Genomic DNA, 25,056 nt, shown 5'->3' on the forward strand with positions numbered 1-25,056 from the left:
TGAGTCTTAAAGCTCTGCATTATGAATCCGCCAACGCACGCCGGTGACGCCCGGCTCTACGCTCAAGCGGCCGATGCAGGTTTCCAGTTTTTGGTCGCTGCGTTGATCGGCTTCCAGTAGCGCGCTGACTTTGCAGCGTTCGCCGTTGTCGGTTTCTTTGCTGTCCAGGCGCAGCAGGCGCAGGCCGCTTTGTTCGGCGGCGCGGGTGAGCTGGCTGCGGATGTGGGCTTCGTAGTCGACCAGGCAGGTGACGCTGACGGCGTATTGTTGCTCTTCCTCGGACTCGACTTGCGGCTGGCGGTTGATCATGCGCACGACTGGGCGCAGGGCGACGTTGGCCATCAGGATCAGGCCGGTCACGGTGGCCGCTTCGAGCAGAAAACCTGCGCCCGCCAGTATGCCGACGGCTGCTGAGCACCAGAGGGTGGCGGCGGTGTTCAGGCCGCTGATTTGTAAGCCGTCGCGCATGATCACACCAGCGCCCAAGAAGCCGATGCCGGAGACGATTTGCGCAGCGACCCGTGTCGGGCTGCTGTCGCCATCTACCAGCCCGGCGAATACGGTGAAGCTGGCGGCGCCAAGGCACACCAGCGCATTGGTGCGCAGCACGGAGAGACGCTGACGCCACTGGCGTTCTACGCCGATCAGGGCGCCAAGCATCAGGGCAGCAAGCAAGTTTATGGCGAACAGGAATTCACCCATGGAAATCTCCTTTTTCAGGCGGCTACAGCGTGAAGCAGCTGACTGCAGCCATGGTGAGGCAGCACTGGTAGAAATCATTCCAGCGCAGGCCTTGGGGAAGTAAAGCAAAGGTGCGCAGTTGCTGAGCGCAAAGTGGGCGGGCTAGCCCGCAAGGGTAGGCAGCCCTGCCGCTAAGGGCAAGGCTGTGACTGCTGTATCGGCTTTCCGTTCAGGTGGTGTTCAGGCTGAATCGGAAAAGTCTTAAGTTTGCTCCTGTGTTTCCGCCCCTCTCAGTCGCTCAGAACGACGGCGCAGCAGTTCCATGGTCACCAGCAAGGCGATGGACATCACAATCAGCAACGTCGCCACAGCAAGGATGCTTGGGTTGATCTGTTCACGCAGGCCGGAAAACATCTGCCGGGGGATGGTGCGTTGTTCCGGTCCGGCCATAAACAGGATCACCACCACTTCGTCAAACGAGGTGATAAATGCGAATAGCGCGCCGGAGATCACACCGGGCCGAATCAGCGGCAGGATCACATCAAAGAAAGCCCGCAGCGGACGCGCACCGAGGTTTAGCGCAGCGCGCACCAGCGAATAGTCGAAGCCAGCCAGTGTCGCGGTCACGGTGATGATCACAAACGGTGTGCCGAGTACGGCGTGAGCGAGGATGATGCCGAGGTAATTACCCGACAGGCCCAGGTCCGAATAGAAGAAGAACATCCCGGCAGCGGTGATGATCAGTGGCACGATCATCGGCGACAGCAGCAACGCGGTGATCAGTCGACGCGCAGGCATTTCCGCACGGGCCAGACCGACTGCGGCGCAGGTGCCGAGCACTGTCGCAATCAGTGTGGAGAAGATGCCGATGATGAAGCTGTTCTTGATCGACAGCAGCCAGGCGCTGTCGGTGAACACTTCCCGGTACCAGCGCAGCGAGTAGGCCTCCGGTTGTAAGGTGAGCATGCCTTCGGTAAAGCTGAAGAAGGGTTCGCTGTTAAACGACAGCGGCACGATCACCAGAATCGGCAGGATGAGAAACAGTAGAACCAGCCACGAGCAGAGTCGCAGCAGCCAGCTGCCCAGTCGGTGCCCCACGCTGTAATAAACGGTCGAGCTGCTCATGTTCACCCCAGTTTGATATTGCTGGTGCCGACAAAGCGGTCGTACACCCAGTACAGAATCAGGATCAGGCCCAGCAGCAGTGAACCCAGCGCGGCGGCCAGTTCCCAGTTGTTCGAGCGCTGCATGTGGAAGGCGATGATGTTGCTGATCATCTGCCCATCGGTGCCGCCGACCAGCGCCGGGGTGATGTAGTAACCAATGGAGATGATGAACACCAACAGCGCCCCGGCACTTAAGCCCGGCAGCGTCATCGGCAGGTAGATGCGGGCGAACGCGGGCAGTGGCTTAGCGCCCATGGACAGCGCAGCGCGGGTGTAGCTTGGGTCAATGCTGCGCATCACGCTGTACAGCGGCAGGATCATGAACGGCAGCAGGATGTGGGTCATCGCCAGAATGGTGGCGAATGAGGTGTAGAGCATTTCCACCGGCTCTGCGACCACGCCCATGCTGATCAGGAAGCTGTTCACCACACCGTTGGTTTGCAACAGCGCGATCCAGGCCGTGGTGCGTACCAGCAGCGAGGTCCAGAACGGCAGCAGAACCAACACCATCAGCAGGTTGGCGCGGTTACTCGGCAGGTGCGCCAGGTAATAGGCCAGCGGATAACCGATCAGGGCGCAGAGCAGGGTGATGATCAGTGCCATGTACAGCGTCTTGCCGTACAGCTTCAGGTAGATCTGGGTGGAGCGGCTTTCGATCTCGCCCTCGTGGGTCATTTCCAGATCGAGGGCGGTCAGGTAATTGTCGTAAGTGTACGGACGGCCGGAGCGCTCGATGGCGCGCCACAGGTTGACCTCGCTCCAATTGCGATGGGCTTTGAGCAAGGCACCGGCGCCTTTCTCCGGCAGCTCTTCGGCTTTCAGTTTGCCGATCTGTCGGGCGCTGGCTTTGACCACGCTGGACATGCCGCTGTAGGCGCGGTTGATCTCCTCGGCGAGCTTGCCGGACTGGCGGCTTTTATTCAGGGCATGTAGCTCGCTGGCGAAGGTGCCTAGCACCTGTTGGTCCGGCGTGCTTTCGCCGTCCCATTCGCTGAGTTGTTCCAGCGTTTGCGGAATCAATTCGATCAGTGTCGGGTGGTACACGCTGCGCCACAGCATGGTGCCGATCGGGGCCACGAAGGTGACGATCACAAACAGCAGCAGCGGCAAAACAAAGGCCAGTGCCACAAGGCGTTTGCGCCTGTGCGTCTGGGCGGCCTGACGGGCTTCGGATGTGCTAAGGGACGGCGACAAGACAGAACTCCAGTCAGCAAATCAGGAGGCGGGGGCTGGTGCCCCCGCAAGAGGTTTCAGGCGATTACTTCTTCAGCAGCCACTCGTTGAATTTCTCACCGAGGGTTTCGCCGTAGTCAGCCCAGAACTCGGAGTTGGCGTTCAGGCCGACATCCAGGTGCGAGGTTGGCAGGTTGGCGACCACATCTTTTTCCAGCAGCGGCATGGACGATTTGCGGGTCGGGCCGTAGGCCACGTCTGCCATACCGGCCAGTGGCTTGGACTCGGTGCTGTAGCTCACGAACTTCATGGCCAAGTCTTTTTTCGGCGTGCCTTTCATCACCGACCACACATCCATGTCGTACAGGTGACCGTCCCAAACGATTACGAACGGTTTGTTCTCACGGCGTATGGCGTCATAGAAACGCCCGTTAGCCGATTGCACGATCACTGCGCCGCCATCGTTGAGCAGTTGCGGGGCTTGCGACCAAGAGTCGAACCAGACGATGTCTTTCTTGATGGTGTCGAGTTTGGCAAAGGCGCGGGCCTGACCTTCGTCGGTTGCCAGCACTTCGTAGACTTTGTCTTTAGCGACGCCGTCGGCCATCAGTGCCCATTCCAGTGCTACTTGCGGACGCTTCTGGAAGGCGCGTTTGCCGGGGATTTTGTTCAGGTCGAAGACGTCTGCAACGCTCTGCGGCACAGCCGAGCCTATGGTGTTTTTGTTGTAGGCGAACACTACCGAGAAGATGTCGGTGGCCACGGCGCATTCGCTGGCCAGCGCTTCCGGGAAGAAGTCTTCGGCAGCTGGTTTGCCGTCGATGCCTGCGGGCAGTTTGCTGTGGTCGATGACTTCCAGCAGGCCTTCTGAGCAGGCGCGCTCCAGGTCGATGGCTTCAATGCTGACCACGTCCCAGGTGATGCGGCCGGATTCAACCTGCGCCTTCATCTCGGCGATGCCGCCCGAGTAGCTGTCCATAAGAATTTTAGTGCCGGTGTCCTTTATAAAAGGATCAACCATGTGCTGCTTGTGCGCAGCGCCGTAAGCGCCACCGAATGAGATGACCGTCAGACTTTCCTCAGCCACGGCTCCCGTGCATACAGCGCTGAGGGCGGCGGCCAGTGCATAGCGGGAGAAACGTTGTGTCAGTGCTGCCATGTCGATGCTCCATTTCGCTTTTTTAGTGGTGTCAGACTTACTGCTTACGAACCCGGATGATCGAGCGCATGACTGTGCTCGGGCAGCCAGGCCAGGGTTACCTCTTGTTCGGGCTGGAAGTGCGGGGCGGAACTGTCGTTAAGGTATTTCACGACCAGTTCAGTGCCGCACGGGCTGGTGAAGTGATAGCGGATGTATTCACCAACGTAGTGACGAATCACGAAGCGCGCTTTGATGCGGTTGCCTTCGTCGCCCAGTTTGTCGGTGAAGGTGAGTTTTTCCGGGCGGATGCACACGCTGGTGGCAAGACCTGCTTCGTGGCGGTTAACGCGGCGGGCGCGCACACTTTCGCCGCCTTTCAGACGCACTTGGCAGTAGTGTTCTTCAACGCTTTCAATCGTGCCTTCGAGGGTGTTGCTCTCGCCGATAAAGTCGGCAACAAACAGGTTGGCCGGCTGCTCGTAGAGCACGTGCGGCGCGTCGCACTGCTGCACCACGCCGTTGTTGAACACGGCGATGCGGTCGCTCATGGTCAGGGCTTCAGTCTGGTCATGGGTCACGTAGATCACGGTAAAACCGAGCTGCTGGTGCAGGCGTTTGATCTCGTACTGCATCTGCTCGCGCAGCTTTTTATCCAGCGCGCCGAGGGGCTCGTCCATCAGCACAATGTCGGGTGCAAAGATCAGCGCACGGGCCAGGGCTACACGCTGCCGTTGGCCGCCGGAAAGCTGCGCCGGGTAACGCCCACCGAAGTCTTTCAGCTCAATCAGGTTGAGGTATTCGTCGACCTTGGCGCGGATCTCAGCCTTGGGCAATTTGCGCAGTTGCAGCGGGTAAGCCAAGTTCTCGCGGATGGTCATGTGCGGGAACAGTGCGTACTGCTGAAACACCATGCCGATGTTGCGATCGTAGGGCGCGATGCTGGTGACGTTGCGGCTGTTGATAAGAATCTCGCCGCTGGTTACATCTTCAAAACCGGCGAGCATCATCAGGCAGGTGGTCTTGCCGGAGCCGGATGGCCCGAGCAGGGTGATGAATTCTCCTTTGGCTACATTCAGGTTGAAGTCTTTAACTACCAGCGTCTTGTGATCGTAGGTCTTCTTGACGTTGGTGAACTGCAGAAACGCTTTTTCCTCAGCCATACCTCTCCCCAATGCTTACGACTCAGATAACCCAGGCGGGTATCTGCCTGCATGAATGCGCTGTCCCATCCCCGTTGTGGTGACGGCCTATGCTTGAAAGTAGTACAGCAAGCTGTGTGCCAGTCATGGGATTGAGCTTGGGATGCTTTAGATCAAGGGGTTAGCCAGTGCCGGTTGCGTAACGGCATGGTGCTGTTGTGGATGGAAGTAACACATCGGGGAACATGTTGCTTCTGCACCTGTGGAGTGCGAACGCACAATTCTGGGGCGGCGCTAATACCCTCGGAGGGATGTTGGCGGAGTGGGCGGGGGGGCTACATGAATGTGCCGCAGCAGGCTGCCGCGATGTCGCACGGCAGCCTGTGAATAGTGCGTAGAAGGTTAGGCCTGACCTGCCAGCTCCCGCAGTTTGGCCAGCTCGTCAGCGTTCAGGCTGACACCTTCCACCAGCGCTTTGGCGCGGTTCTGATGGCGGTTTTGGCCGGGCATGCGCTCCTGCCCCACGCCCTGCATGCGCTCAACCAATGTTTCGCAGCGGTTGGCGAAGGCTTCGCCGGAGGACTTGCTCGGATCAATCACGATCAGCAACTGGCCGGTCCACGGTGTCTGTGCGCCGGGGTGTTTGCTCCAGTCGAATTCGAAGGAGAAGTTACCGCCGGTGAGACCCGCCGCCAGCAGCTCCACCATCATCGACAGGGCCGAGCCTTTGTAGCCGCCGAAGGTGAGCAGGGCGCCGCCATCCAGCACTTCTCGCGGATCATTGGTCGGCTGGCCGTCACGGTCCACGCCGGTGCCCGGTGCCAGTTCTTTGCCCGCACGCGCTGCCAGTTGCACGTCACCGTGAGCGATGGCGCTGGTGGCCATGTCGAACACCAGCGGTTCGCCGCCTGCACGTGGCGCGGCAAAGGCAATCGGGTTAGTGCCGAACAGTGGCTTGCGTGCGCCGTGGGGCACTACGCAGGTCATGCTGTTGACCACAGACAGGGCGATCAGACCTTCTTCGGCAAACGGCTCCACATCTGGCCACAGTGCGGCGAAGTGGTGGCTGTTGTGGATGGCCAGCAGGGCAATACCGTTCTGCCGGGCTTTCTCCACCAGTAATGGGCGGGCTGCAGCCAGTGCCGGTTGGGCGAAACCGCCGCCGGCATCGACGTTGATATAGGACGCTGCGGCATCGCTCACCACCGGCTCAGCCTGGCCGTTGACCCAGCCGCTGCCCAGCGACGACAGATAACCGGGGATGCGGAACACGCCGTGGCTGTGAGCGCCATCGCGTTGTGCGGAGGCGCAGTTGTGCGCCAAAACCTCGGCCACCCGCTGGCTGGTGCCGTGGCGGACAAAGATTTGCGCGAGCAGGGTTTGCAGGTCTTCAAACGGGATTTTGGCCAGGGACATGAACGACACCTTGGTGGGATTACGGAATGAGTTTTTGCAAGTTTACTGTCAGATATTGACTTACTGGCAGAAAACCATCAATTTCCTTTCCATTCTTACAAGAGCATTGCCATGAACCTTTCCCTCAAACAGCGTCTGGAAAAGAGCCTGACGTCGAGAACGGCGTCGAGTCGGGCAATTGCAACCTACATGTTGGCTAACCTCAACGAGCTGGCATTTTCCAATGCCGCCGAGGTGGCCGCCAAAGTCGGTGTGAGTGAATCCACGGTCGGACGTTTTTGCCGGGCACTGGGTTATCCACACCTCAAAGCTTTGAAAGAAGACTTGCGTGATGATTTGGGCGACAGCCCCTGGCTGATTGGGGACCGTCTCAAGGCGTTCCGTCGCAGCACAGCGGATGAAACCAGGGGCAGTGGACTCGAGCGTGAAATTGCAGCGCTGGTGCGAGTGCATGAGCATCAGCACTCGGCTCAGTGGAAGGGCATTGTCCAGCGCCTGGCACAACGCCCGAAGGTGTTTGCGGCGGGCTTTCAGACTGAGCGCGGTATCGCATCGTCCTTTGTGCACCTGTTGCAGTACCTGCGTGACGGCGTGCAGCTGGTGGACGGTGCAGCCGGCCACTATGCCGACGTGCTGCTCAGCGCGCCTGAGCAGACTGCGCTGGTAGTGTTCGAAGCGCGGCGCTATTCGCGGCACGCCCTGGAGCTGTGCCAACAGGCTCAGGCCCGTGGCATTGCGGTCACGCTGATCACCGACGATTACTGCGACTGGGCCGAGCAGCATGCCGATGAAGTGCTGCGCGTGCCGACTGATTTCAACCTGTTCTGGGAATCGGCAGCGGCCATGCTGTCGCTGGTTCACCTGCTGATCAACGATGTATTCAGGCTGCTGGGCCCGGAAGTCGATCAGCGCCTGGAGTCGGTTGCCCGTTTACACAATGCGTTTGTTGGTTACACCTCGTCCCTTAAAGAAAATAATTAGGAAAACACCATGAAGCGATTAATCAGTACGACTCTTGCGTCTTTGGGTCTGTTTGTTGCGGCAGCAGGCGTGCAAGCCGACACCATTCGTATCGCCACTGAAGGTGCTTACCCACCCTTCAACTACGTGGATTCCAACAACCAACTGCGTGGCATGGACGTGGACATTGCCAATGCCCTGTGCGCCAAAATGGGGGCTGAGTGCACGCTGGTTGCGCAGGATTGGGATGGCATTATTCCAGCGCTGCTGGCGAAGAAGTACGACGCGATTGTTGCTTCCATGGTGATCACCGAAGAGCGTCAGAAGAAGGTTGCCTTCACTGATCGTTACTACAGCACTCGTCTGGCCATGGCTGTAGGCAAAGATTCGACTCTGAGCGACACCAAGCCTGAGACCTTCAAAGGGCTGGTGGTCGGTGCGCAGTCTTCCTCCACTCAAGGTGTTTACGCTGAAGACGTACTGGCTCCGGCTGGCGCTGAAATCAAACTCTATCCAACTCCGGAAGACGCCCACATGGACCTGGCCAGCGGCCGTCTGGACGCTGTGGTTCACGACAAATTCCCGCTGCTGGACTGGCTGAAGGATGGTGGTAAAGACTGCTGCCGCCTGCTCGGTGATGTCGACGGCACCGACGATCAGGTTGGTATCGCTGTACGTCAGGAAGACAACGAGCTGCGCGAGCGCCTGAACAAGGCCCTGGCAGAAATCATTGCTGACGGCACCTATGCGGAAATCGTTAAGCGTTACTTCGACGCTGACATTTACTAATCCGCGTTTTTTGCGGCGTGCGGTTAACCCCGTGCGCCGCACTGCTCTGAGTGTTTAAACATGCTTGAACAACTGGCACTGCTTTCTCTGGGCGAAGGCGGGTGGGGCATGGCCTTGCTTGCCGGTGCCATGGTGACCATTTCCCTGGCCTTAGCCTGCGTCCCGTTTGGTTTGCCATTGGGCCTGCTGGTGGCTGTTGCCAGCCGCTCGAACAATCCGCTGGCCCGCGCTTGGGCGGCGACATTCTCTACCGTATTCCGTGGCTTGCCGGAGCTGCTGACACTGCTGATCGTCTATTACGGCTGTCAGATCGGCGTGCAAAAAATTCTGGCTCACTTCGGTTATCAGACCGATATCACCATCAACGCATTTCTCGCAGCGATGGTGGCTTTCAGCATGGTGCTGGCGGCGTTCTCCAGTGAGGTCTGGCTGGCTGCATTTAAGGTGGTCGGCAAAGGCCAGATGGAGGCTGCGCAGGCGCTGGGCCTGTCGCGCACGACCACCTTCTTCAAAGTGACCTTGCCGCAGCTGACCCGCGTCGCGCTGCCAGGCCTGTCCAATAACTGGCTGACCCTGCTCAAGGATACGTCGCTGGTCTCGACCATCTCGCTGGTGGACATCATGCGCCAGACCAACCTGGCGGTCAGCGCGACCAAAGAGCCCGTGTTGTTCTACCTCTGCGCCTGCTTGATGTACCTGTTCTTTGCTGCTGTCTCAGGGCGCATCTTCGCCTTTGCGGAAAAACGCTACGCACGCGGATTCGGAGGAACCCACTGATGAGCCTGGAAGCCGTGCTGCATTTTTTTGTCGACCCGGAATTGTTCGACCGCTACGGCCCGCGCATGCTCGACGGGCTGTGGGTCACGATCAAACTGGTAGGCATTTCGTTCACCTTGGGCATGGTGTTGGGGCTGCTTATCGCCCTGGCGCGCAATAGTCGCTGGCGTGTACTGAGTAACGCCTGTGCCTTTTATATCTACGTGCTGCGTGGCACGCCGATTCTGGCTCAGCTGTTCCTGCTGTATTACGGCGCGGCAGCGTTTCGTGATGTGTGGCAGGAGCTTGGGCTGTGGTGGTTCTTCCGCGATGCGTGGAACTGCACCTTGCTGACCTTCACCCTAAATACTGCGGCCTATCAGGCTGAAGTATTCCGCGGCAGCTTGCTGGCGATTGCGCCGGGGCAATACGAAGCAGCCCGCGCCCTGCACCTGAGCCGCAAGGACACCTTGCTTAAAGTAGTGCTGCCGCAGTCGATGCTGGTGGCGGTCGGCCCGCTGGGCAACGAGCTGATTCTGCTGATCAAGGCCAGCGCGATTGCTTCACTGGTCACCATCTACGACCTGATGGGCGTGGCCAAGCTGGGTTTCTCCCGCACCTTCGACTTCCAGATCTACCTGTGGGCGGCGGTGCTTTATCTGATCATCGTCGAGATCGTCCGGCGCTCGGTACGTCTGCTTGAGCGGCGTCTGGCGAGGCATCTGGCATGAGTGCGAATCTTCAGGAACCGCTAATGGATTTTCAGATTGTTGTACTCGGTGCGGGCATTGTCGGTGTATCCACAGCCCTGCATCTGCAGGAGCGTGGCTATAACGTCTGTTTGCTCGACCGTGACGATCCGGGCAACGGCACCAGTCACGGCAATGCCGGGTTAATCGAACGCTCCAGTGTTGTGCCTTATGCCTTCCCCCGGGATGCCATGCGCCTGCTGCGTTATGGCCTCAACCAGCAGCCGGATGTGCGTTACAACCCGCTGTATGTACCGCGTATCGCCAAGTGGCTGCTGAATTACTGGCAACACTCGGCTCCCGGCCCGCTGCAGGTGGCGACTAATGCCATGCTGCCGCTGGTGGAGCGCAGCGTGATTGAACATGACCGTCTGATTCAGCAGGCCGGTCTGGAACACTTGATTGAATCCCGAGGCTGGATCGATCTGTACCGCGATCCGGCTGCCCTATTGGCTGCGCAGCAGGACGCTGTGGCACTCACGCCGTACGGCCTTAAATTCAGCCTGCTGGATGCTGAGCAATTGCACGCCCTTGAACCGCAGCTGAGCAGCGCAGCTGTGGGCGGTGTGCACTGGCAGGACCCGAAAACTGTGCGAGATCCGGGCGCTCTGGTGCGTGGCTATGCCGAGTTGTTCACGCGTCGCGGTGGCACCTTCCTGCGTGGCGATGCCAACAGCCTGCGCGCTTCAGTGGCGGGCTGGCAGGTTAACGCCGGTACACGGGTGTTGCAGGTTGAGCAGGCGGTGATCGCTCTCGGCCCGCAGTCCGGCGAACTGTGCAAACGCTTCGGCTACGACATTCCGCTGGTGGTCAAACGTGGCTATCACCTGCACTTTGCCCCGGTTGAAGGCAGCCCGCTGACCCATTCGATCTGTGACAGTCAGGGCGGCTATGTGCTGGCTCCTATGGCGCGGGGTATTCGCCTGACCACCGGCATTGAGTTTGATCACCCGGATGCGCCGGCCAACGAAATCCAGCTGCGCCGTACTGAAGCGCTGGCGCGCAAGCTGATGCCGCTGGGCCAGCGTCTGGACGCTGAACCCTGGTTGGGCAAGCGCCCGTGCCTGCCGGACATGCGCCCGGTGATTGGCCGTGCCTCGCGCCATCAGGGGTTGTGGTTCAACTTCGGCCACGCTCACCACGGACTGACACTTGGCCCGGTAAGCGGTCGCTTGCTGGCCCAGATGATTAACGGTGAAGCGCCGTTTACCCCCACTGCGCCTTACAGCGCTGACCGTTTTAGTTAAGCGCGCCGTGTGCGCGCCGAGAACCGAGGACCATCATGACCAGCCGTCCCCTTAATCAAACCGCCGCGGCTCTGGCTGTCGAGCTACGCGGGCTGCACAAATCCTATGGTGAGTGCCAGGTGCTCAAAGGCGTCGACTTGCAGGTGCGCGAAGGTGAACGCATCGTTCTGTGCGGACCTTCAGGCTCGGGTAAGTCGACCCTGATCCGCTGCATTAATCGCATTGAGCAGATCAGTGCCGGGCAGATTCTTATCCAGGGGCAGGATCCGGACAAAGACAACAAAGTTCTGCGCAACGTCGGCATGGTGTTTCAGCACTTCAACCTGTTTCCGCATATGAGCGTGCTGGATAACTGCACTTTGGCACCGATGTCTGTGCGCGGCCTGAGCCGCAATCAGGCTGAAGAATTGGCAATGCATTACCTGAGCAAAGTCGGCATCGACAGCCAGGCTCAGAAGTTTCCCAGCCAGCTCTCAGGTGGCCAGCAGCAGCGCGTAGCGATTGCCCGGGCGCTGTGCATGGAACCGAAGATCATGCTGTTCGACGAGCCCACCAGTGCGCTGGACCCGGAAATGGTCGGTGAAGTGCTGGATGTTATGGTCAAACTGGCCGATAGCGGCATGACCATGATGTGCGTCACGCATGAGATGGGTTTCGCCCGCCAAGTGGCGCAGCGTGTGTTGTTTCTGGAAGGTGGACAGATTGTCGAAGACAGCCCGCCGGAAGAGTTCTTCACCGCTCCGAAAAGCCCGCGTGCGCAGGCGTTTCTGGCGAAGATTCTGCATTGATGCATGCGGTCGCCGGGCGGCGACCGCAGTGTTTGCTGCTAATCAGGCGTTAGGCAGCAAACGGCAGGTGAGGCTCTTGATGTAGCGGGTTTCCGGAATGGCCGGGTGCACCGGATGGTCTGGGCCTTGGGCACCGCGCTCGAGCAGTTGGATATTGCGGTCCAGATGGCGGGCGCTGGTCAGCAGGATGTTCTGCAGGTCATCTTCCGGCAGGTGCATGGAGCAGCTGGCGCTGACCAGGATGCCGTCCTTGTTGAGCAGGCGCATGGCTTGCTCATTCAGGCGACGGTAGGCGGCTTCGCCGTTCTTCAGGTCCTTCTTGCGCTTGATGAAGGCAGGTGGGTCGGCAACGATCACGTCGAAGCGCTCTTCGGCGGCTTTCAACTGGCGTAGGGCTTCAAACACATCACCTTCAACGCAGGCGACTTTATCGGTCAGGCCGTTCAGGGCAGCGTTGCGCTCAACGCCGTCCAGCGCGAAGCCGGAGGCGTCGACGCACATCACATCGCTGGCACCGAATGCGGCAGCTTGCACACCCCAGCCACCGATGTAGCTGAACAGGTCAAGAACGCGCTTGCCCTTAACGTAGGGTGCCAGACGTGCACGGTTCATGCGGTGGTCATAGAACCAGCCGGTTTTCTGGCCTTCGATGACTGGTGCTTCAAACTTCACGCCGTTCTCTTCCAGCGCTACCCACTCCGGCACCACACCAAAAGCGGTTTCCACATAGCGGTTGAGGCCTTCGGCGTCGCGGGCTGCGGAGTCATTCTTGAACAGGATACCGCTGGGCTTGCACACCTGAATCAGGGCGTTGAGCACGTCGTCTTTGTGTCGTTCCATGGTGGCGGAGGCCAGCTGCACGACCAGAATGTCGAAGAAACGGTCGACAACCAGGCCCGGCAGTAGGTCGGAATCACCGTACACCAGGCGATAGCACGGCTGATCAAACAGACGCTCGCGCAGGGACAGGCAGACGTTCAGACGGTGAACCAGCAGGGATTTATCCAGCACGTGCTTGGTGTCGCGGGACAACACGCGGGCGCAGATCAGGTTGTTCGGGCTGACTGCAACAATACCCAGCGCTTTGCCGCCTGCTGCCTCAAGAATCGCCTGATCGCCGGCGGCAAAGCCGTTCAGGGGCGTTGCGGCCACATCAATCTCGTTGCTGTAGACCCACAAATGGCCGGCGCGAAGGCGTCGATCTGCGTTGGCTTTCAGGCGCAGGCTGGGCAGGGACATGCTGGGTAACTCCGAAGGGCAAAGTGCGTGATTATAGCGGGTTGGAGATGCTCCGGTGCAGACAAACCATCTGGACGTAGTGGCTTATTTGGTTAGACTGGCGGTTTCATATCGCCTGGTCGTCTGACATGTCACAAGAGCTTTCCGCCGAGTATATTCAGCAGGTGCTACAGGGAATTAGTGTGCCGCCGCAGCCGCAAATCATGGTGGATTTGCAGATGGAACAAGTCATGCCTAATCCTGACTTGCAAGCCATCGCCAAACTGATCAGCCAAGACCCGGGCTTGTCCGGGGCGCTGTTGAAGCTGGTCAACTCGCCGACATTCGGCCTGAGCAATCGCATTGCATCGATCCAGCAAGCGGTCAATTTGCTGGGCTGCAACACCGTAATCAACCTGATCAATGCTCAGTCGATTCGTGGCGAACTGACCGATGAGGCCATCGTCACCCTTAATCGTTTCTGGGATTCAGCTCAGGACGTGGCCATGGCCAGCCTGAGCCTGGCCAAGCGCATTGGCTACCACTCACCGGATGAGGCGTACACGTTAGGCCTGTTCCACAACTGTGGTATTCCGCTGATGATCAAGCGCTTCCCAGACTACATGACCGTGCTGGAAGAGGCTTACGCCAGCGCCAGTGATGAGCGGCGCGTGGTGGACACTGAGAACCGCCTGCTCAATACCAACCATGCGGTTGTCGGTTATTACACCGCCAAGTCCTGGCGTTTGCCGCTACACCTGTGTGAAGCCATTGCCAGCCATCACAACGCCCTGGCGATTTTCACCGACGAGACCAGCCGTGACGGGCAGCTGAAAACGCTGCTGGCCATCCTGAAAATGGCCGAGAACACCTGTGCCAGCCATCGCGTGCTGGGTAATCAGGAGGAGGATCACGAGTGGCAGAGCATCGAACAGTTGGTGCTGGAGTACGTCGGACTGTCCCAGTACGACTTTGAAAACCTGCGTGAGAGTATCCGCGATCTGGGGATGCGCTAGCCCGGTCGAGCAGGGTTTCCTGCTAAGGTGAGGCCCTGTTTAATCGTTGAATTACCGCCATGCCAGAACTACCTGAAGTTGAAACAACCCGTCGGGGCATTGAGCCGCATTTGAAGGGCCAGCGTGTCAGTCGCGTGGTTGTCCGCAATAGCCGCCTGCGTTGGCCAATCCCTGAAGATCTGGATGTGCGCCTGTCTGGTCAGCACATCGTCTCGGTGGAGCGGCGGGCAAAATATCTTCTTATTAAGGCTGAAAGTGGCTGCCTGATCGCTCATCTGGGTATGTCCGGCAGTTTGCGGCTGGTTCAGAGCGGTTTGCCGGCGGCCAAACATGAACATGTGGATATTGAGCTGGAATCCGGGATGGCCCTGCGTTACACCGATCCGCGTCGGTTCGGGGCCATGCTCTGGAGCAGCAACCCTTATGAGCACGAGCTGCTGAGCAAACTCGGGCCTGAGCCTTTGACCGATGCCTTTGACGGCGAGCGCCTGTTCCAGATGTCCCGGGGGCGGGTGATGGCGATCAAACCGTTCATCATGGATAACGCGGTTGTGGTCGGCGTCGGTAACATTTACGCCACCGAAGCCCTGTTTGCGGCGGGGATTGATCCGCGTCGTGAGGCCGGATCGGTGTCACGGGCGCGCTATTTGAAGCTGGCCGAACACATCAAACGCATTCTGGCCATTGCGATTGAGCGCGGTGGCACTACCTTGCGCGATTTTGTTGGCGGGGACGGACAGCCAGGCTACTTCCAGCAGGAGCTGTTCGTGTATGGTCGCGCAGGGGAGTTTTGCAAAACCTGTGGCAGCACATTGCGTGAAGTCAAACTTGGCCAGCGAGCCAGTGTGTATTGCCCGCGTTGTCAGCGTTAATCGCTTAACCGGTAATAGTGCAGTTCGCCGGGCTAGGGCAGGCGAATAAATAGAAAAACCAGTAACAGGCCTGTCTGCAACAGGGCTGATAAGAATAACCAGAGGTAGAGATGTCTGCTAATTACCTGCCCCGCAACCGTTTGGTTGAGGGTATTGGCCGCTTGGTCATGAAACTTATGGGCTGGCGCATCGAAGGTGAACTGCCAAAACTCGACAAGTTCATTGTTATTGGTGCGCATCACACGTCTAACTGGGACTTCGTATTATTTATCGCGGCGAAGTTTATCCTGCGTCTTAATGCGCGCTGGTTTGGTAAGCACACTATCTTCCGCTGGCCATTTACCGGCATCTTGCAACGCTGGGGCGGCATACCGATTCGCCGTGAACGTCAGGGCAACACGGTTGAGCAAGCTGTTCAGGCCTTTGCCGAGCACAAACAGTTTGTTTTGATTCTCTCTCCTGAAGGTACGCGTAAGAAAGTCGAACGCTGGAAAATGGGCTTCTACCATATTGCGATGGGGGCGGGTGTCCCGTTTGTTTTAGGGGCGCTGGATTATCAAAACAAGCGTATTGTTTTGGGGCCGGCGTTTTACCCGACGGGTAATGTTGAAGCTGACTTCAAAGAAATATTCAGTTTTTACCGGGCGTATGTGCCGAAGAAACCTGAATATGCGTTTCATGGTGAGTAACAGCTCACAGGCTGTTATTTACGCGAGCGCTGTTATAGTTAAACTTCATGCCGTCTGCTATTCGTCTAATAACACTTAAAAGGACTGCTCCATGAACCTGTTTCGCACAACCGCTGCTGCTCTGGCGTTGACCACTGGCCTGCTGGCGCTGCCGGTTCAGGCAAATACTGTGTCTAGTAATGTGAGTGGCGACCCTGTTTACCAGGTTGAAACGCCTAAAGCCTTTGCGATGACAGCTGACCTGCTGATTGCCCGTCCGCTGCTGATCGCCGCTACTGCCATCGGTGCCGGGCTGTTTGTGGTGACGCTGCCGTTCTCTGCCGGTGGTGGCAACATCAAAGAAGCGGCCAACGCATTTGTTGTTGAACCGGGCGAAGCTGCATTCGTGCGTTGCCTGGGCTGCACTACTTCGGGCTACAAGCGCGACTGATCTGACAGTCGCAAGCCTGTTTGCGCGAGGTTTTCAAAGCGTTTTGAGAGGCCCTTTACTCAGGTAAAGGCGGCGCTCACGTTTTGAAGCCTCGCTTCGGCACGTCTGGAGACTGGCTGTCTCCTGCTCTGCTTGTGTTCTCCTCAGCCCTCTTCTCTATAGTGGTTCGACTCGCCGTGTGGATCGTATTACTGGTCGCTTTAGCCGTTAGTTTCTGGTTCAGCGAGAGCTGGGTGCAGCTGTGTGCTGGTCTGGCGCTGTTTCTGTTTGGTATGCAGTGTCTGGAAGAAGGCTTGCGGCAGTTGGCGGGCGGCAAGCTGGAGCAGCTGCTGGCTAAAAGCACGGCCACGCCGTTCAAAGGCATGATGTTCGGTGTGTTCGGCACCTTTCTGTTGCAGTCCAGCACGTTGGTCTCCCTGCTGACCATTGCCTTTATCAGTACCGGACTGATCCAGCTGGCGGGCGGTATTGCCATTCTTCTGGGGGCCAACCTCGGCGCTACCAGCGGTATTTGGCTGCTGGCGATGGCCGGACAGAATTTCAGCCTGAGCCCGCTGGCCTTACCACTGCTGGTGCTGGGCGTAGTGGCGGGGTTCAACGGGCCGAAGAGTAAGGCGGCTGGCCGTATCGTGCTGGGTATCGCCTTCATCTTCCTGGGTATCGATCAGATCAAAGAGGGTTTCACCAGTTTCGGTGAAGGCTTTGATATGACCGAATACCAGCTGCCAGGCCTGCTCGGCAGTTTGCTGTTCGCCAGTATCGGCATGTTGCTGACCGTGGTGCTGCAGTCTAGCCATGCCACGCTGATGTTGACGCTGGCCGCGCTGGCTGGCGGGCAAGTTGGGCTGGATCAGGGGCTGGCGCTGGCCATCGGGGCTAATGTTGGCAGTAGCATAAGCACCGCCTTTGTCGGCGCCATGGGCGGCAATCGCAGCGGCCAGCGGTTGGCGTTGGCTCATGTGCTGTTCAATGTGTTGACCGGCGTGTTGGCCTTCATCTTGTTGAGCCCGCTGACCTGGCTAGTGCAGGCGCTTGCAGAGCCGTTGGGGCTTGCGGACAACAGCCTGATTCAACTGGCGATGTTTCACACCTTATTCAATGGCATGGGCGTTGCGCTGTTTTGGCCCTGGCAGAAACAGTTGGCGGAGCGCTTGGTGCGCTGGCTGCCTGATCCGGTTGAGCCTGCGGTACTGATTAGCGAAATCGCCATGCCGGAGGAAAAGGCCGCGCCTGCATTGCCAGTCACTTCGGCTCGTTATCTGGATGAAAACGCCTTAGCCAGTGCAGACACCGCTGCTCATGCGGTGGTCCAGGAGCTGCAGCATCTCGGACGCCTGAGCCTGGAAGTGATCTGCCACGCGCTGTACCTGCCAATCGAGCTGCTTAACCGTGATCACCCGGACCGCAGCGCACTGGCCGCAGCGCCTGAGCACCACGCGCTGGATGCCGAGCAACTGTATCAGCGTCATATCAAAGGCGTGTACGGCGATCTGCTCGGCTTTATGGGGCGTCTGGAAGTGAATCTGGATGAGGAACACCAGCGCTTTTGGGTCAGTTGCCAGCTAGCCGCACTGCAACTGGTGGACGCGGTGAAGGACGCCAAGCATTTGCAGAAGAACCTCAGCCGCTATCTGCGCGAAGAGCCCGGCGCGCCGCGCCAGGCTTATGTTGAGCTGCGTTGTCACTTACTCAGCGTGCTGCATGAAGTGCGCGAGCTGGGGCGTATGGATTTGCCCGAACAGGCCTGGAATGAGCGCCTGGATCTGTTCGATGAGATGGCGGCAGACTTCGACAGCCGTTTCCGCCAGCGCCTGTTCGCTGAGGTGCGTGAGCAGCGTCTGAACGGGCAGCAGGCTAGTTCACTGATGAATGATCTGGGTTACGCCAGTCGCATTACTCAGAGCCTGCGTAACGTGCTGATGCTCAGCCAGGGCGAGGGCAACGAGCTGTTTCGCTCGCTGCGCCAGATGCTTAATGAAAGCGGCCCGCTGATCGAGCTCGACTAGGTTCTGTACGAAAAGTGCCTGCGCTCGATGATGCTTCGTTTAAAAACGGTTCGGGATGCTCATTTACCACTTGTAATCTCGGATGCGAGCCCAGTCCGTTCCTCATCGTTTTTTGCCTCGCCTGATCTTCGCTCGGAGACTTTTCGTATAGAACCTGCCCCTACTGCGGTTCGGCCAGCCCGATCCCCCTTGGATCGCTGGCCGCTTCCAGTGCCTGAGTGCGCTTGTTCCAGCGCAAAACCTGCTGGTTACCATAAGGCCGGCTGGTGGCTTTCAGTTGGTGGCCAAGTTGTTCCAGCTGTTGAATCTGTGCCGGGCTGAAAGCGCCGGGCTCGTATTCAATCACGTCCGGCTTGTACTGATGGTGGTAGCGGGCAACGGCGGGCCAGCGTTGGATCGGCTGGTTGTCCAGGTACTCCAGCATCGCCAGCAGCACCATGCTGGGGATGCGGCTACCACCGGGTGTGCCGAAGCTGACAAATTCCTCTGGGCTTTCAATAAAACTCGGGCTCATGCTCGACAGCGGACGTTTACCTGCGGCAATGCTATTGGCCTGGCTGCCACTGAGACCGTAGGTGTTGCTGCCCTGGATGTCGGCGGCAAAATCGTCCATTTCATTGTTCAACAGCACGCCGGTGCCCGGCACGGTGAAGGCCGCACCAAATGGCAGGTTCACGGACAGTGTGGCGGCTACTGCATTGCCGTCAGCGTCCAGCACTGTGAAGTGGGTGGTGTGATCGCCTTCATGCCAGTCCGGTGCCGCTGGCAGGCTGGCGCTGGGTGTGGCTTTATTCGGATCAATGTTGCTGAGCAGGGTCTTGATATGGGCCGGTGCTAGCAATTGCTGAACCGGGTTGCGGACATAGTCAGGGTCCCCCAGCAGGCCGCGGTCACGGTAAGCGCGGCGCAGGGTTTCCACTACCAGATGGGTACGCTGGACTTGTGTGCCTTGTTGCCACGGCAGTTGTTGCAGCATCAGCAGGCTCTGGGCGATGGCTACGCCGCCGGCTGAGGGCGGTGGGGCGCTGATCAGCTCGCGTTTGTTGTTGAGTTGCACACGCAGCGGCTGGCGCTCTGCAATTCGGTATTTGGCCAGATCCTGCAGCGTCCAGATACCGCCAGCAGCCCGCACGGCGTTGACCATTTTTTGAGCAACAGGTCCGGCATAGAAGCCATTCCGGCCCTGATCGCCGAGCTGCTCCAGCGTGCGCGCCAGTTCCGGTTGGCGGAACAGGGCAAGCTCCTGCGGGACTTCGCCATTATCGAGGAAGAGGCGGGCGGTCTCCTTGTCTTTACGCATGGCCTCAAGCCGCCACTGCGCCCGTTCTATGTACACCCGGTCGATACTCACGCCGCTGCGCGCCAGACGAATTGCCGGTGCCAGGGAGTCGCGCAGGGGCAGGCGGCCGTAGTGTTGCGCTAACTCCACCAGTCCGGCAGGAAGTCCCGGAATTGCGGCGGCGAGTGCGCCGTTTAGCGATAGCTCCGGTACCACCTTGCCATCCATCTGATACATCGCTGCATGTGCCGCCGCTGGCGCACGTTCGCGTGCGTCGATAAAACGGTAGTCGGGCTTATCACCGCCCTTACGCAGAAGGAAGAAACCGCCGCCACCAATACCTGAACCGTAAGGCTCAACCACGGCCAGTGCGGCACTGACTGATACGGCGGCATCAAAGGCATTGCCGCCCAGAGCGATGGTTTCAAGCCCTGCAACGGTGGCCGCCGGGTGGGCGCTGGCAATGGCGGTTTTCGGCGGGTAAGTCGCTGCGTGCAGGTCAAGGGCGCAAAACAGCAGGACGGTGGCAATAAAACGGCGGGACAGATGACGCATACGTCAGACCTCTACGTAGCGGGGCTGGAGGGTGGCGGGAGGTGTCTGGCAGAAATTGCAGACACCTACAGCATAGCCCGCTCTGGGGCTGATCAGGCCTTGCCGGTGATGATCAGGTATTTCTGCATCAGCTCGTCGCGGCTTTCGACGTTGTTAGCGTCGAGGGGAATGCAGTCAACCGGGCATACCTGCTGGCACTGAGGTTCGTCATAGTGGCCGACACATTCGGTGCAGAGGTTGGGGTCGATCTCGTAGATTTCCTCGCCTTGGGAGATCGCCGAGTTCGGGCATTCAGGTTCGCAGACGTCGCAGTTGATGCAGTCGTCGGTGATGATCAGGGACATGAAATAACCACTCCTGCTGCTGCCAGAGGCGCAGCCTTTCGCGTGCAGATAATCGAGGACGCAAATTGTGCCGCATCGGAGCCGCGCATGCACGCGGCCCGCGATATGCGTCCCTGAAAACAGCTGGCTGCATTCAGGGGCTGCCAGATGAAGCTTAGCGCTTGAAACGTTCGGTCAGCGCTGCGGCGACGGCAGGGTGGACGAAGTTAGAGATATCTCCGCCCAGCGCTGCGATTTCCCGCACCAGCGTTGAGGAAATAAACGAATACTTTTCTGACGGGGTCAGGAACATGCTTTCTACGTCCGGTGCCAGTTGGCGGTTCATGTTGGCCAGCTGAAATTCGTATTCGAAGTCGGATACTGCCCGCAGGCCGCGCACGAATACATTGGCACCCTGTTCCTTGGCAAAGTCGGCCAACAGGTTGGAAAAACCCATGACTTCGACATTTGGCAGGTGGCTGGTGACTTCCTGGGCCAGCGCAACCCGTTGTTCAAGGGTGAACAGCGGGTTTTTCTTGGGGCTGGCGGCTACTGCGATAATCACGCTGTCGAAGAGACGCGCGGCGCGTTCGACCAGGTCGCCGTGACCTTTGGTAATGGGGTCGAAGGTGCCTGGGTATAGCACTCGATTCATCGTGATGTCCTGGCAGGTTCCGTTGGGGAGACGGATGGTAGCGTAGCGTTTTGCGCGGGCCAAGAGAACCGTGATGCATGGGCACTGCCCAGCGGTCCAGATAGACGCGCTGAGCAGCCTTTAATCAGGCGGTTTTAAGGCGTTCGGCGAGTTTCGTCGCCAGTTTGGCAGTGAGGCCGTAGATCGACAGTTGTGGGTTGGCACCAATACTGGTGGGGAACAGCGAACCGTCGTGGATCGAAAGGTTGCTCAGATGATGATGGCGGCCAAGGCTGTCGGTCACGGCATGCTTCGGGTCTTCACCCATCGCGCAGCCGCCCATCACGTGGGCGCTGCCCAGGCGGGTGCGGTACAGCTCAAGGCTGAGGCTGTCGATCAGGGATTTGGCTTCGCTAAGGGTTTTCACATAACCGGCATCAGCATGCAGCGGTAACACTTGTTTGGCTCCAGCGGCGAACTGAATCTCGGCCATGGAGTGGAAGGCGCGACGCATGCCGTCCCAGGTGTAGTCGGTCATCTGGTAATCCAGAACTGGTGTACCGTCGCCGCGCAGCTCTACGGTGCCTTCCGCGCTGTCCGGGTGGAAGCCGTCGCGCATCAACGCCAGCATCATGTTGGTGTTGGGCAGTTGTTCCATGCGCAGCGCGTTCTCCACGCCAAACTGGCCGAGCAGGGTGGCGGCTAGGGCCGGATGCAGTGGCGGCACTTCCAGTTTGTAGGACATACGCCCGGTGGTGCCGTCGTCCCATAGGAAGTGCGGGGAATAGATGGACTGCGGTGCGCCGTAGAACGGGTTGATCTTCTCTTCAAACAACGCCGCGGAGAAGTTCACTGTATGCAGGAAGGTGCGTTTGCCGGCGCGTTTGTACGGGTCCGGTGCGCCGGAACGCATCAGCAGTGCCGGACTGTTGATACCACCACCGGCGAGCACGTAATGGCGCGCCTTAACGTGTATTTTGTGGCCAGTTGGAGCGACGCTGCGGTCGTCCATGGCAACGCATTCCAGAGCGTTGACCTTGTCCCCTTCGATGATGAGGTTTTCCGCACGGGCCAGATACAGCAGTTCGCCGTTCTTCTCCAGTGTGGCTGGAATGGTGGTAACCAGCATGGATTGTTTAGCATTGACCGGACAGCCCATGCCGCAGTAACCCAAGTTCCAGCAGCCGCGTACGTTGCGTGGAATAACCGCCCATTTGTAGCCGAGCTTCTCGCAGCCGGCGCGCAGTACGTCGTTGTTCGGGTTAGGCGGCATGATCCAGGGGGCAACGCCCAGGCGTTTTTCCACCTGCTGGAACCACGGTGCCATCTCTGCCTCGCTGTGGCCGATAACGCCGTGTTCTTTGGCCCAGTGTTCCAGCGTCGGGGCGGGCGTGCGGAAGCTGGAGGTCCAGTTGATCAGTGTGGTGCCACCTACGGCGCGGCCCTGCATGATGGTGATCGCGCCGTCTTTACTCATGCGGCCGATGCCTTCCTGATACAGGCTGGTGTAGGCCTTGCCTTCGTGCATTTTGAAGTCGTCGCTGGTTTTCAGCGGGCCTTCTTCAATGATCAGCACTTTGAAACCTGCTGCGCTGAGGATTTCCGCCGTGGTGCCGCCGCCTGCGCCGCTGCCGATAACGGCAACGTCAGCTTCCAGAACGAGATCGCTGGTCAGGCTTGATCCGTCATAGGTTTTCCAGCCACGTGCGAGGCCTTCTTTGAAAATATCAGGTACCGGCATTGCTCTGTCCTCGTGGTACGGCCGCAGCAGAAATGGGCGGCTTCACCGGAATACGTGTGGTGTGCGTTGCTCAGAAGCGGGGTGGACCGGGATAACCGCAATGGGCCCAGGCGTCCGGGTTGCTGTACCAGCTCATCAGGATCAGTTGCAGGATCGAGGAGTGACCCATTTTCAGCAGGCTGATTGAGCTGTTTTCCCAGCGCTTGAGAAAGTGCACGACGTCATCTGAGGATGCGTTCTGCCAGCTTCCCCAAATACCGGTCAGCGGGCCACGGGTGATGGGCAGGGCCAGCACGTCGAATAGCTGCACCGTCAGTTTGAGCATTTCCGGAGACAGGTGATTGAGGCTGTAGTCGAGGTATTCCAGGGTGGTCTCGACGGCCTGTGTCATCTTCTCGGCAGGCACCGCACCGGCCAGCACGGCAGGTATCAGAGCGTGGAATAGCGGCAGGTCGGATTCGCGCAGTACGGCGTAACCTGCTTTAGGTGTCTCCGATGAGCAACCGGTCAGGGTGGCGGTCAGCCCGGCGGTGCCAAGAAAGGCGGTGCCGAGCAGGCCGACTTTAAGCAGGCCGCGGCGGGACAGCTGGAGTGATTCGGGTTCGGTCTTCATATTATTAATTTCACCGAGTCGTGCTGTTGCCCCGGCAGGCCGGGGCGGGATCAGTCAGCGTACAAACAGTTTGTAGACCAGCTTGTGCAGCAGGCTGCCGTAAGGCGGGTAAATCATCTTGGCAGCGTTGTAGCTCTGTTTGATAAACACACCTTTGGCCTTGCTGAAGGTCAGGAAGCCTTCATGGCCGTGGTAATGACCCATGCCGGACGGGCCAACGCCGCCGAATGGCATATCGTCCTGGGCTACGTGCAGCAGGGTGTCGTTCAGGCACACGCCGCCGGAGTGGGTTTCGTGCAGGACGCGCTGCTGTTCCTGCTTGTCGTAGCCGAAGTAGTAGAGCGCCAGCGGACGGTCGCGCTCGGAGATATAGGCGAAGGCGTCTTCGATTTTGTCGTAAGGGATGATGGGCAGCAGCGGGCCGAAGATTTCCTCCTGCATGATGCGCATATCGTCGTTTACGTTCAGCAGAACAGTCTGCGGTAGGCGACGGCCCTGGCCTTCAGGGAACAACTGGATCAGCGTTGCGCCTTTGCTTTCGGCGTCCTGCAGGTAGCTTTGCAGGCGTGCGTGCTGGCGGTCGTTGATGATGGCGGTGTAGTCCGGGTTATCCGTAAGTTTCGGGAAGAAGGAGGCAACCGCCTTGCGGTAGGCCTCGACAAACCCGTCTACGCGATCGCGCGGACATAGTACGTAATCAGGCGCTACGCAGGTTTGCCCGGCGTTCAGGGTCTTGCCGAAGGCAATGCGCTCTGCAGCGTGATCCAGCGGCACGTCGGCGCTGACAATCGCCGGGGACTTGCCGCCCAGCTCCAGGGTGACCGGGGTCAGGTTGTCCGCTGCGGCACGCATCACGTGCTTGCCGATGCTGGTAGCGCCGGTGAACAGCAGGTGGTCGAACGGCAGTTTGGAGAAGGCTACGCCCACGTCGGCTTCGCCTTGAACCACGCTGACCAGGTCTTCCGGGAAGATTTTGCCCAGCATGTCTTTGATCAGCTGCGAGGTAGCCGGAGTGGATTCACTCATTTTGATCATCACCCGGTTGCCGGCAGCCAGCGCGCCGGTCAGCGGGCCGATAGCCAGAAACAGTGGGTAATTCCACGGCACGATCACGCCGACCACACCCAGCGGTTGGTAGATGACCTTGGCCTGAGCAGGCATGAACTGCATGCCCACACTGCGCTTGGAAGGCTTCATCCACTTCTTGATGCGTTTGCTGGCGTAGTGAATGCCATGCAGGCTGGGCATCAGTTCGGCGAGCAGGGTTTCGTCGGCGCTGCGGTTGCTGAAGTCCGTGGAAATGGCGTCGATCAGCGCCTGGCGCTCATTGCGCAATTGGTCGCGCAGCATGTTCAGCCATTGAATCCGCTGCTCTGCGGACGGCATCGGGTTGGCCTGAAATGCCTTGCGCTGAAGAGCAAAGGCGCTCTGCATCTGGCTAATCTGCTGTTGGCTTTGCTGCAGGCTTTGTTCCAGGTACGTAGCTTCGGCAACCATGGTGATGCTCCTCAACGTTCCGGCAGGGCAGTTTGTCAGGCAGGTGACATGACTGCATATAAGGGATGCTGGATTTTTAGAGTAATTACTCTAGTGTGTCAATTAGCATGCCTGTGCAAGTGGCGCTCTACAGCCCAACGAAAAGTTAGTGTGTCGGCGAATCTCATTGATTGGTAAC

The 25,056-nt window shown here is 58.9% G+C and carries 24 protein-coding genes; 11 read left to right on the forward strand and 13 right to left on the reverse strand.

The window, feature by feature from the left end; genetic code table 11:
- Positions 1 to 6 precede the first annotated feature (6 nt).
- From AO726_RS09280 to AO726_RS09305, 6 genes are all read right to left on the reverse strand, one after another.
- Entirely contained in the window at positions 7 to 702 is a 696-nt protein-coding gene (locus tag AO726_RS09280) for an MgtC/SapB family protein (RefSeq protein ID WP_058067778.1), read from the reverse strand.
- A gap of 240 nt (positions 703 to 942) precedes the next feature.
- Positions 943 to 1,806: an ABC transporter permease gene (locus AO726_RS09285; RefSeq protein ID WP_058067779.1), complete on the reverse strand. Its 864-nt coding sequence runs from the start codon at positions 1,804 to 1,806 to the stop codon at positions 943 to 945.
- Between the two features lie 2 nt (positions 1,807 to 1,808).
- Positions 1,809 to 3,041, reverse strand: coding sequence for an ABC transporter permease (locus tag AO726_RS09290; protein ID WP_058067780.1), 1,233 nt, complete (start codon positions 3,039 to 3,041; stop codon positions 1,809 to 1,811).
- A gap of 64 nt (positions 3,042 to 3,105) precedes the next feature.
- Complete coding sequence (locus tag AO726_RS09295) at positions 3,106 to 4,179, reverse strand: ABC transporter substrate-binding protein (protein WP_058067781.1); 1,074 nt, start codon at positions 4,177 to 4,179, stop codon at positions 3,106 to 3,108.
- Positions 4,180 to 4,223: 44 nt separating this feature from the next.
- Entirely contained in the window at positions 4,224 to 5,321 is a 1,098-nt protein-coding gene (locus AO726_RS09300) for an ABC transporter ATP-binding protein (protein ID WP_058067782.1), read from the reverse strand.
- Between the two features lie 381 nt (positions 5,322 to 5,702).
- Entirely contained in the window at positions 5,703 to 6,716 is a 1,014-nt protein-coding gene (locus tag AO726_RS09305; RefSeq protein ID WP_058067783.1) for an Ldh family oxidoreductase, read from the reverse strand.
- A gap of 111 nt (positions 6,717 to 6,827) precedes the next feature.
- Here AO726_RS09305 and AO726_RS09310 point away from each other — a divergent pair, with 111 nt between their 5' ends.
- Genes AO726_RS09310 through AO726_RS09335 form a run of 6 tightly spaced genes read left to right on the forward strand, consistent with a single transcriptional unit; the run spans position 6,828 to position 12,005 of the window.
- Positions 6,828 to 7,697 (forward strand): MurR/RpiR family transcriptional regulator, encoded by an 870-nt coding sequence (locus AO726_RS09310; protein ID WP_058067784.1) that lies wholly within the window; start codon positions 6,828 to 6,830, stop codon positions 7,695 to 7,697.
- A 9-nt stretch (positions 7,698 to 7,706) separates the two neighbouring features.
- Positions 7,707 to 8,465 (forward strand): ABC transporter substrate-binding protein, encoded by a 759-nt coding sequence (locus tag AO726_RS09315; protein WP_058067785.1) that lies wholly within the window; start codon positions 7,707 to 7,709, stop codon positions 8,463 to 8,465.
- Positions 8,466 to 8,525: 60 nt separating this feature from the next.
- The gene (locus AO726_RS09320; RefSeq protein ID WP_058067786.1) at positions 8,526 to 9,242 is read left to right on the forward strand and encodes an ABC transporter permease; all 717 of its coding nucleotides are present in this window, start codon (positions 8,526 to 8,528) and stop codon (positions 9,240 to 9,242) included.
- A complete protein-coding gene (locus AO726_RS09325) occupies positions 9,242 to 9,952 on the forward strand; it encodes an ABC transporter permease (RefSeq protein WP_058067787.1) in 711 nt (236 codons plus the stop codon). The genes AO726_RS09320 and AO726_RS09325 overlap by 1 nt, the downstream gene beginning before the upstream one ends.
- Positions 9,953 to 9,975: 23 nt before the next feature.
- A complete protein-coding gene (locus AO726_RS09330; RefSeq protein WP_058067788.1) occupies positions 9,976 to 11,217 on the forward strand; it encodes an NAD(P)/FAD-dependent oxidoreductase in 1,242 nt (413 codons plus the stop codon).
- 35 nt (positions 11,218 to 11,252) lie between these two features.
- Positions 11,253 to 12,005, forward strand: coding sequence for an amino acid ABC transporter ATP-binding protein (locus AO726_RS09335; RefSeq protein ID WP_058067789.1), 753 nt, complete (start codon positions 11,253 to 11,255; stop codon positions 12,003 to 12,005).
- A gap of 42 nt (positions 12,006 to 12,047) precedes the next feature.
- Here AO726_RS09335 and AO726_RS09340 read toward each other — a convergent pair whose 3' ends face one another.
- Entirely contained in the window at positions 12,048 to 13,244 is a 1,197-nt protein-coding gene (locus AO726_RS09340) for a class I SAM-dependent rRNA methyltransferase (protein ID WP_058067790.1), read from the reverse strand.
- Between the two features lie 182 nt (positions 13,245 to 13,426).
- Here AO726_RS09340 and AO726_RS09345 point away from each other — a divergent pair, with 182 nt between their 5' ends.
- From AO726_RS09345 to AO726_RS09365, 5 genes are all read left to right on the forward strand, one after another.
- On the forward strand, positions 13,427 to 14,239 hold the full coding sequence (locus tag AO726_RS09345; protein WP_162491582.1) for an HDOD domain-containing protein: 813 nt from the start codon (positions 13,427 to 13,429) through the stop codon (positions 14,237 to 14,239).
- 59 nt (positions 14,240 to 14,298) lie between these two features.
- Entirely contained in the window at positions 14,299 to 15,111 is an 813-nt protein-coding gene (gene mutM / locus AO726_RS09350; RefSeq protein WP_058067792.1) for a bifunctional DNA-formamidopyrimidine glycosylase/DNA-(apurinic or apyrimidinic site) lyase, read from the forward strand.
- 110 nt (positions 15,112 to 15,221) lie between these two features.
- Complete coding sequence (locus tag AO726_RS09355; protein WP_058067793.1) at positions 15,222 to 15,800, forward strand: lysophospholipid acyltransferase family protein; 579 nt, start codon at positions 15,222 to 15,224, stop codon at positions 15,798 to 15,800.
- Positions 15,801 to 15,891: 91 nt separating this feature from the next.
- A complete protein-coding gene (locus AO726_RS09360) occupies positions 15,892 to 16,230 on the forward strand; it encodes a hypothetical protein (RefSeq protein ID WP_058067794.1) in 339 nt (112 codons plus the stop codon).
- 176 nt (positions 16,231 to 16,406) lie between these two features.
- Entirely contained in the window at positions 16,407 to 18,236 is a 1,830-nt protein-coding gene (locus tag AO726_RS09365; RefSeq protein WP_241492084.1) for a Na/Pi cotransporter family protein, read from the forward strand.
- Positions 18,237 to 18,396: 160 nt separating this feature from the next.
- Here the strand turns inward: AO726_RS09365 and ggt are convergent, their stop codons facing one another.
- The 6 genes from ggt to AO726_RS09395 all read right to left on the reverse strand — a co-directional run bounded on the left by ggt (position 18,397) and on the right by AO726_RS09395 (position 24,878).
- Positions 18,397 to 20,070 carry a gamma-glutamyltransferase gene (gene ggt, locus AO726_RS09370; protein ID WP_058067795.1) on the reverse strand — a complete coding sequence of 558 codons (1,674 nt, stop codon included), beginning with the start codon at positions 20,068 to 20,070 and terminating at the stop codon, positions 18,397 to 18,399.
- A gap of 92 nt (positions 20,071 to 20,162) precedes the next feature.
- Entirely contained in the window at positions 20,163 to 20,414 is a 252-nt protein-coding gene (locus AO726_RS09375) for a YfhL family 4Fe-4S dicluster ferredoxin (protein ID WP_058067796.1), read from the reverse strand.
- Positions 20,415 to 20,568: 154 nt separating this feature from the next.
- Positions 20,569 to 21,048: a pantetheine-phosphate adenylyltransferase gene (gene coaD / locus AO726_RS09380; RefSeq protein WP_058067797.1), complete on the reverse strand. Its 480-nt coding sequence runs from the start codon at positions 21,046 to 21,048 to the stop codon at positions 20,569 to 20,571.
- A gap of 124 nt (positions 21,049 to 21,172) precedes the next feature.
- Positions 21,173 to 22,768 carry a GMC family oxidoreductase gene (locus tag AO726_RS09385; RefSeq protein WP_058067798.1) on the reverse strand — a complete coding sequence of 532 codons (1,596 nt, stop codon included), beginning with the start codon at positions 22,766 to 22,768 and terminating at the stop codon, positions 21,173 to 21,175.
- 70 nt (positions 22,769 to 22,838) lie between these two features.
- Entirely contained in the window at positions 22,839 to 23,381 is a 543-nt protein-coding gene (locus AO726_RS09390; protein WP_058067799.1) for a hypothetical protein, read from the reverse strand.
- A gap of 54 nt (positions 23,382 to 23,435) precedes the next feature.
- Positions 23,436 to 24,878 (reverse strand): coniferyl aldehyde dehydrogenase, encoded by a 1,443-nt coding sequence (locus AO726_RS09395; protein ID WP_058067800.1) that lies wholly within the window; start codon positions 24,876 to 24,878, stop codon positions 23,436 to 23,438.
- Between the last annotated feature and the right edge of the window lie 178 nt (positions 24,879 to 25,056).

It is taken from the genome of Pseudomonas sp. TTU2014-080ASC, assembly GCF_001446935.1.
In the GTDB taxonomy this organism is placed as follows: domain Bacteria; phylum Pseudomonadota; class Gammaproteobacteria; order Pseudomonadales; family Pseudomonadaceae; genus Aquipseudomonas.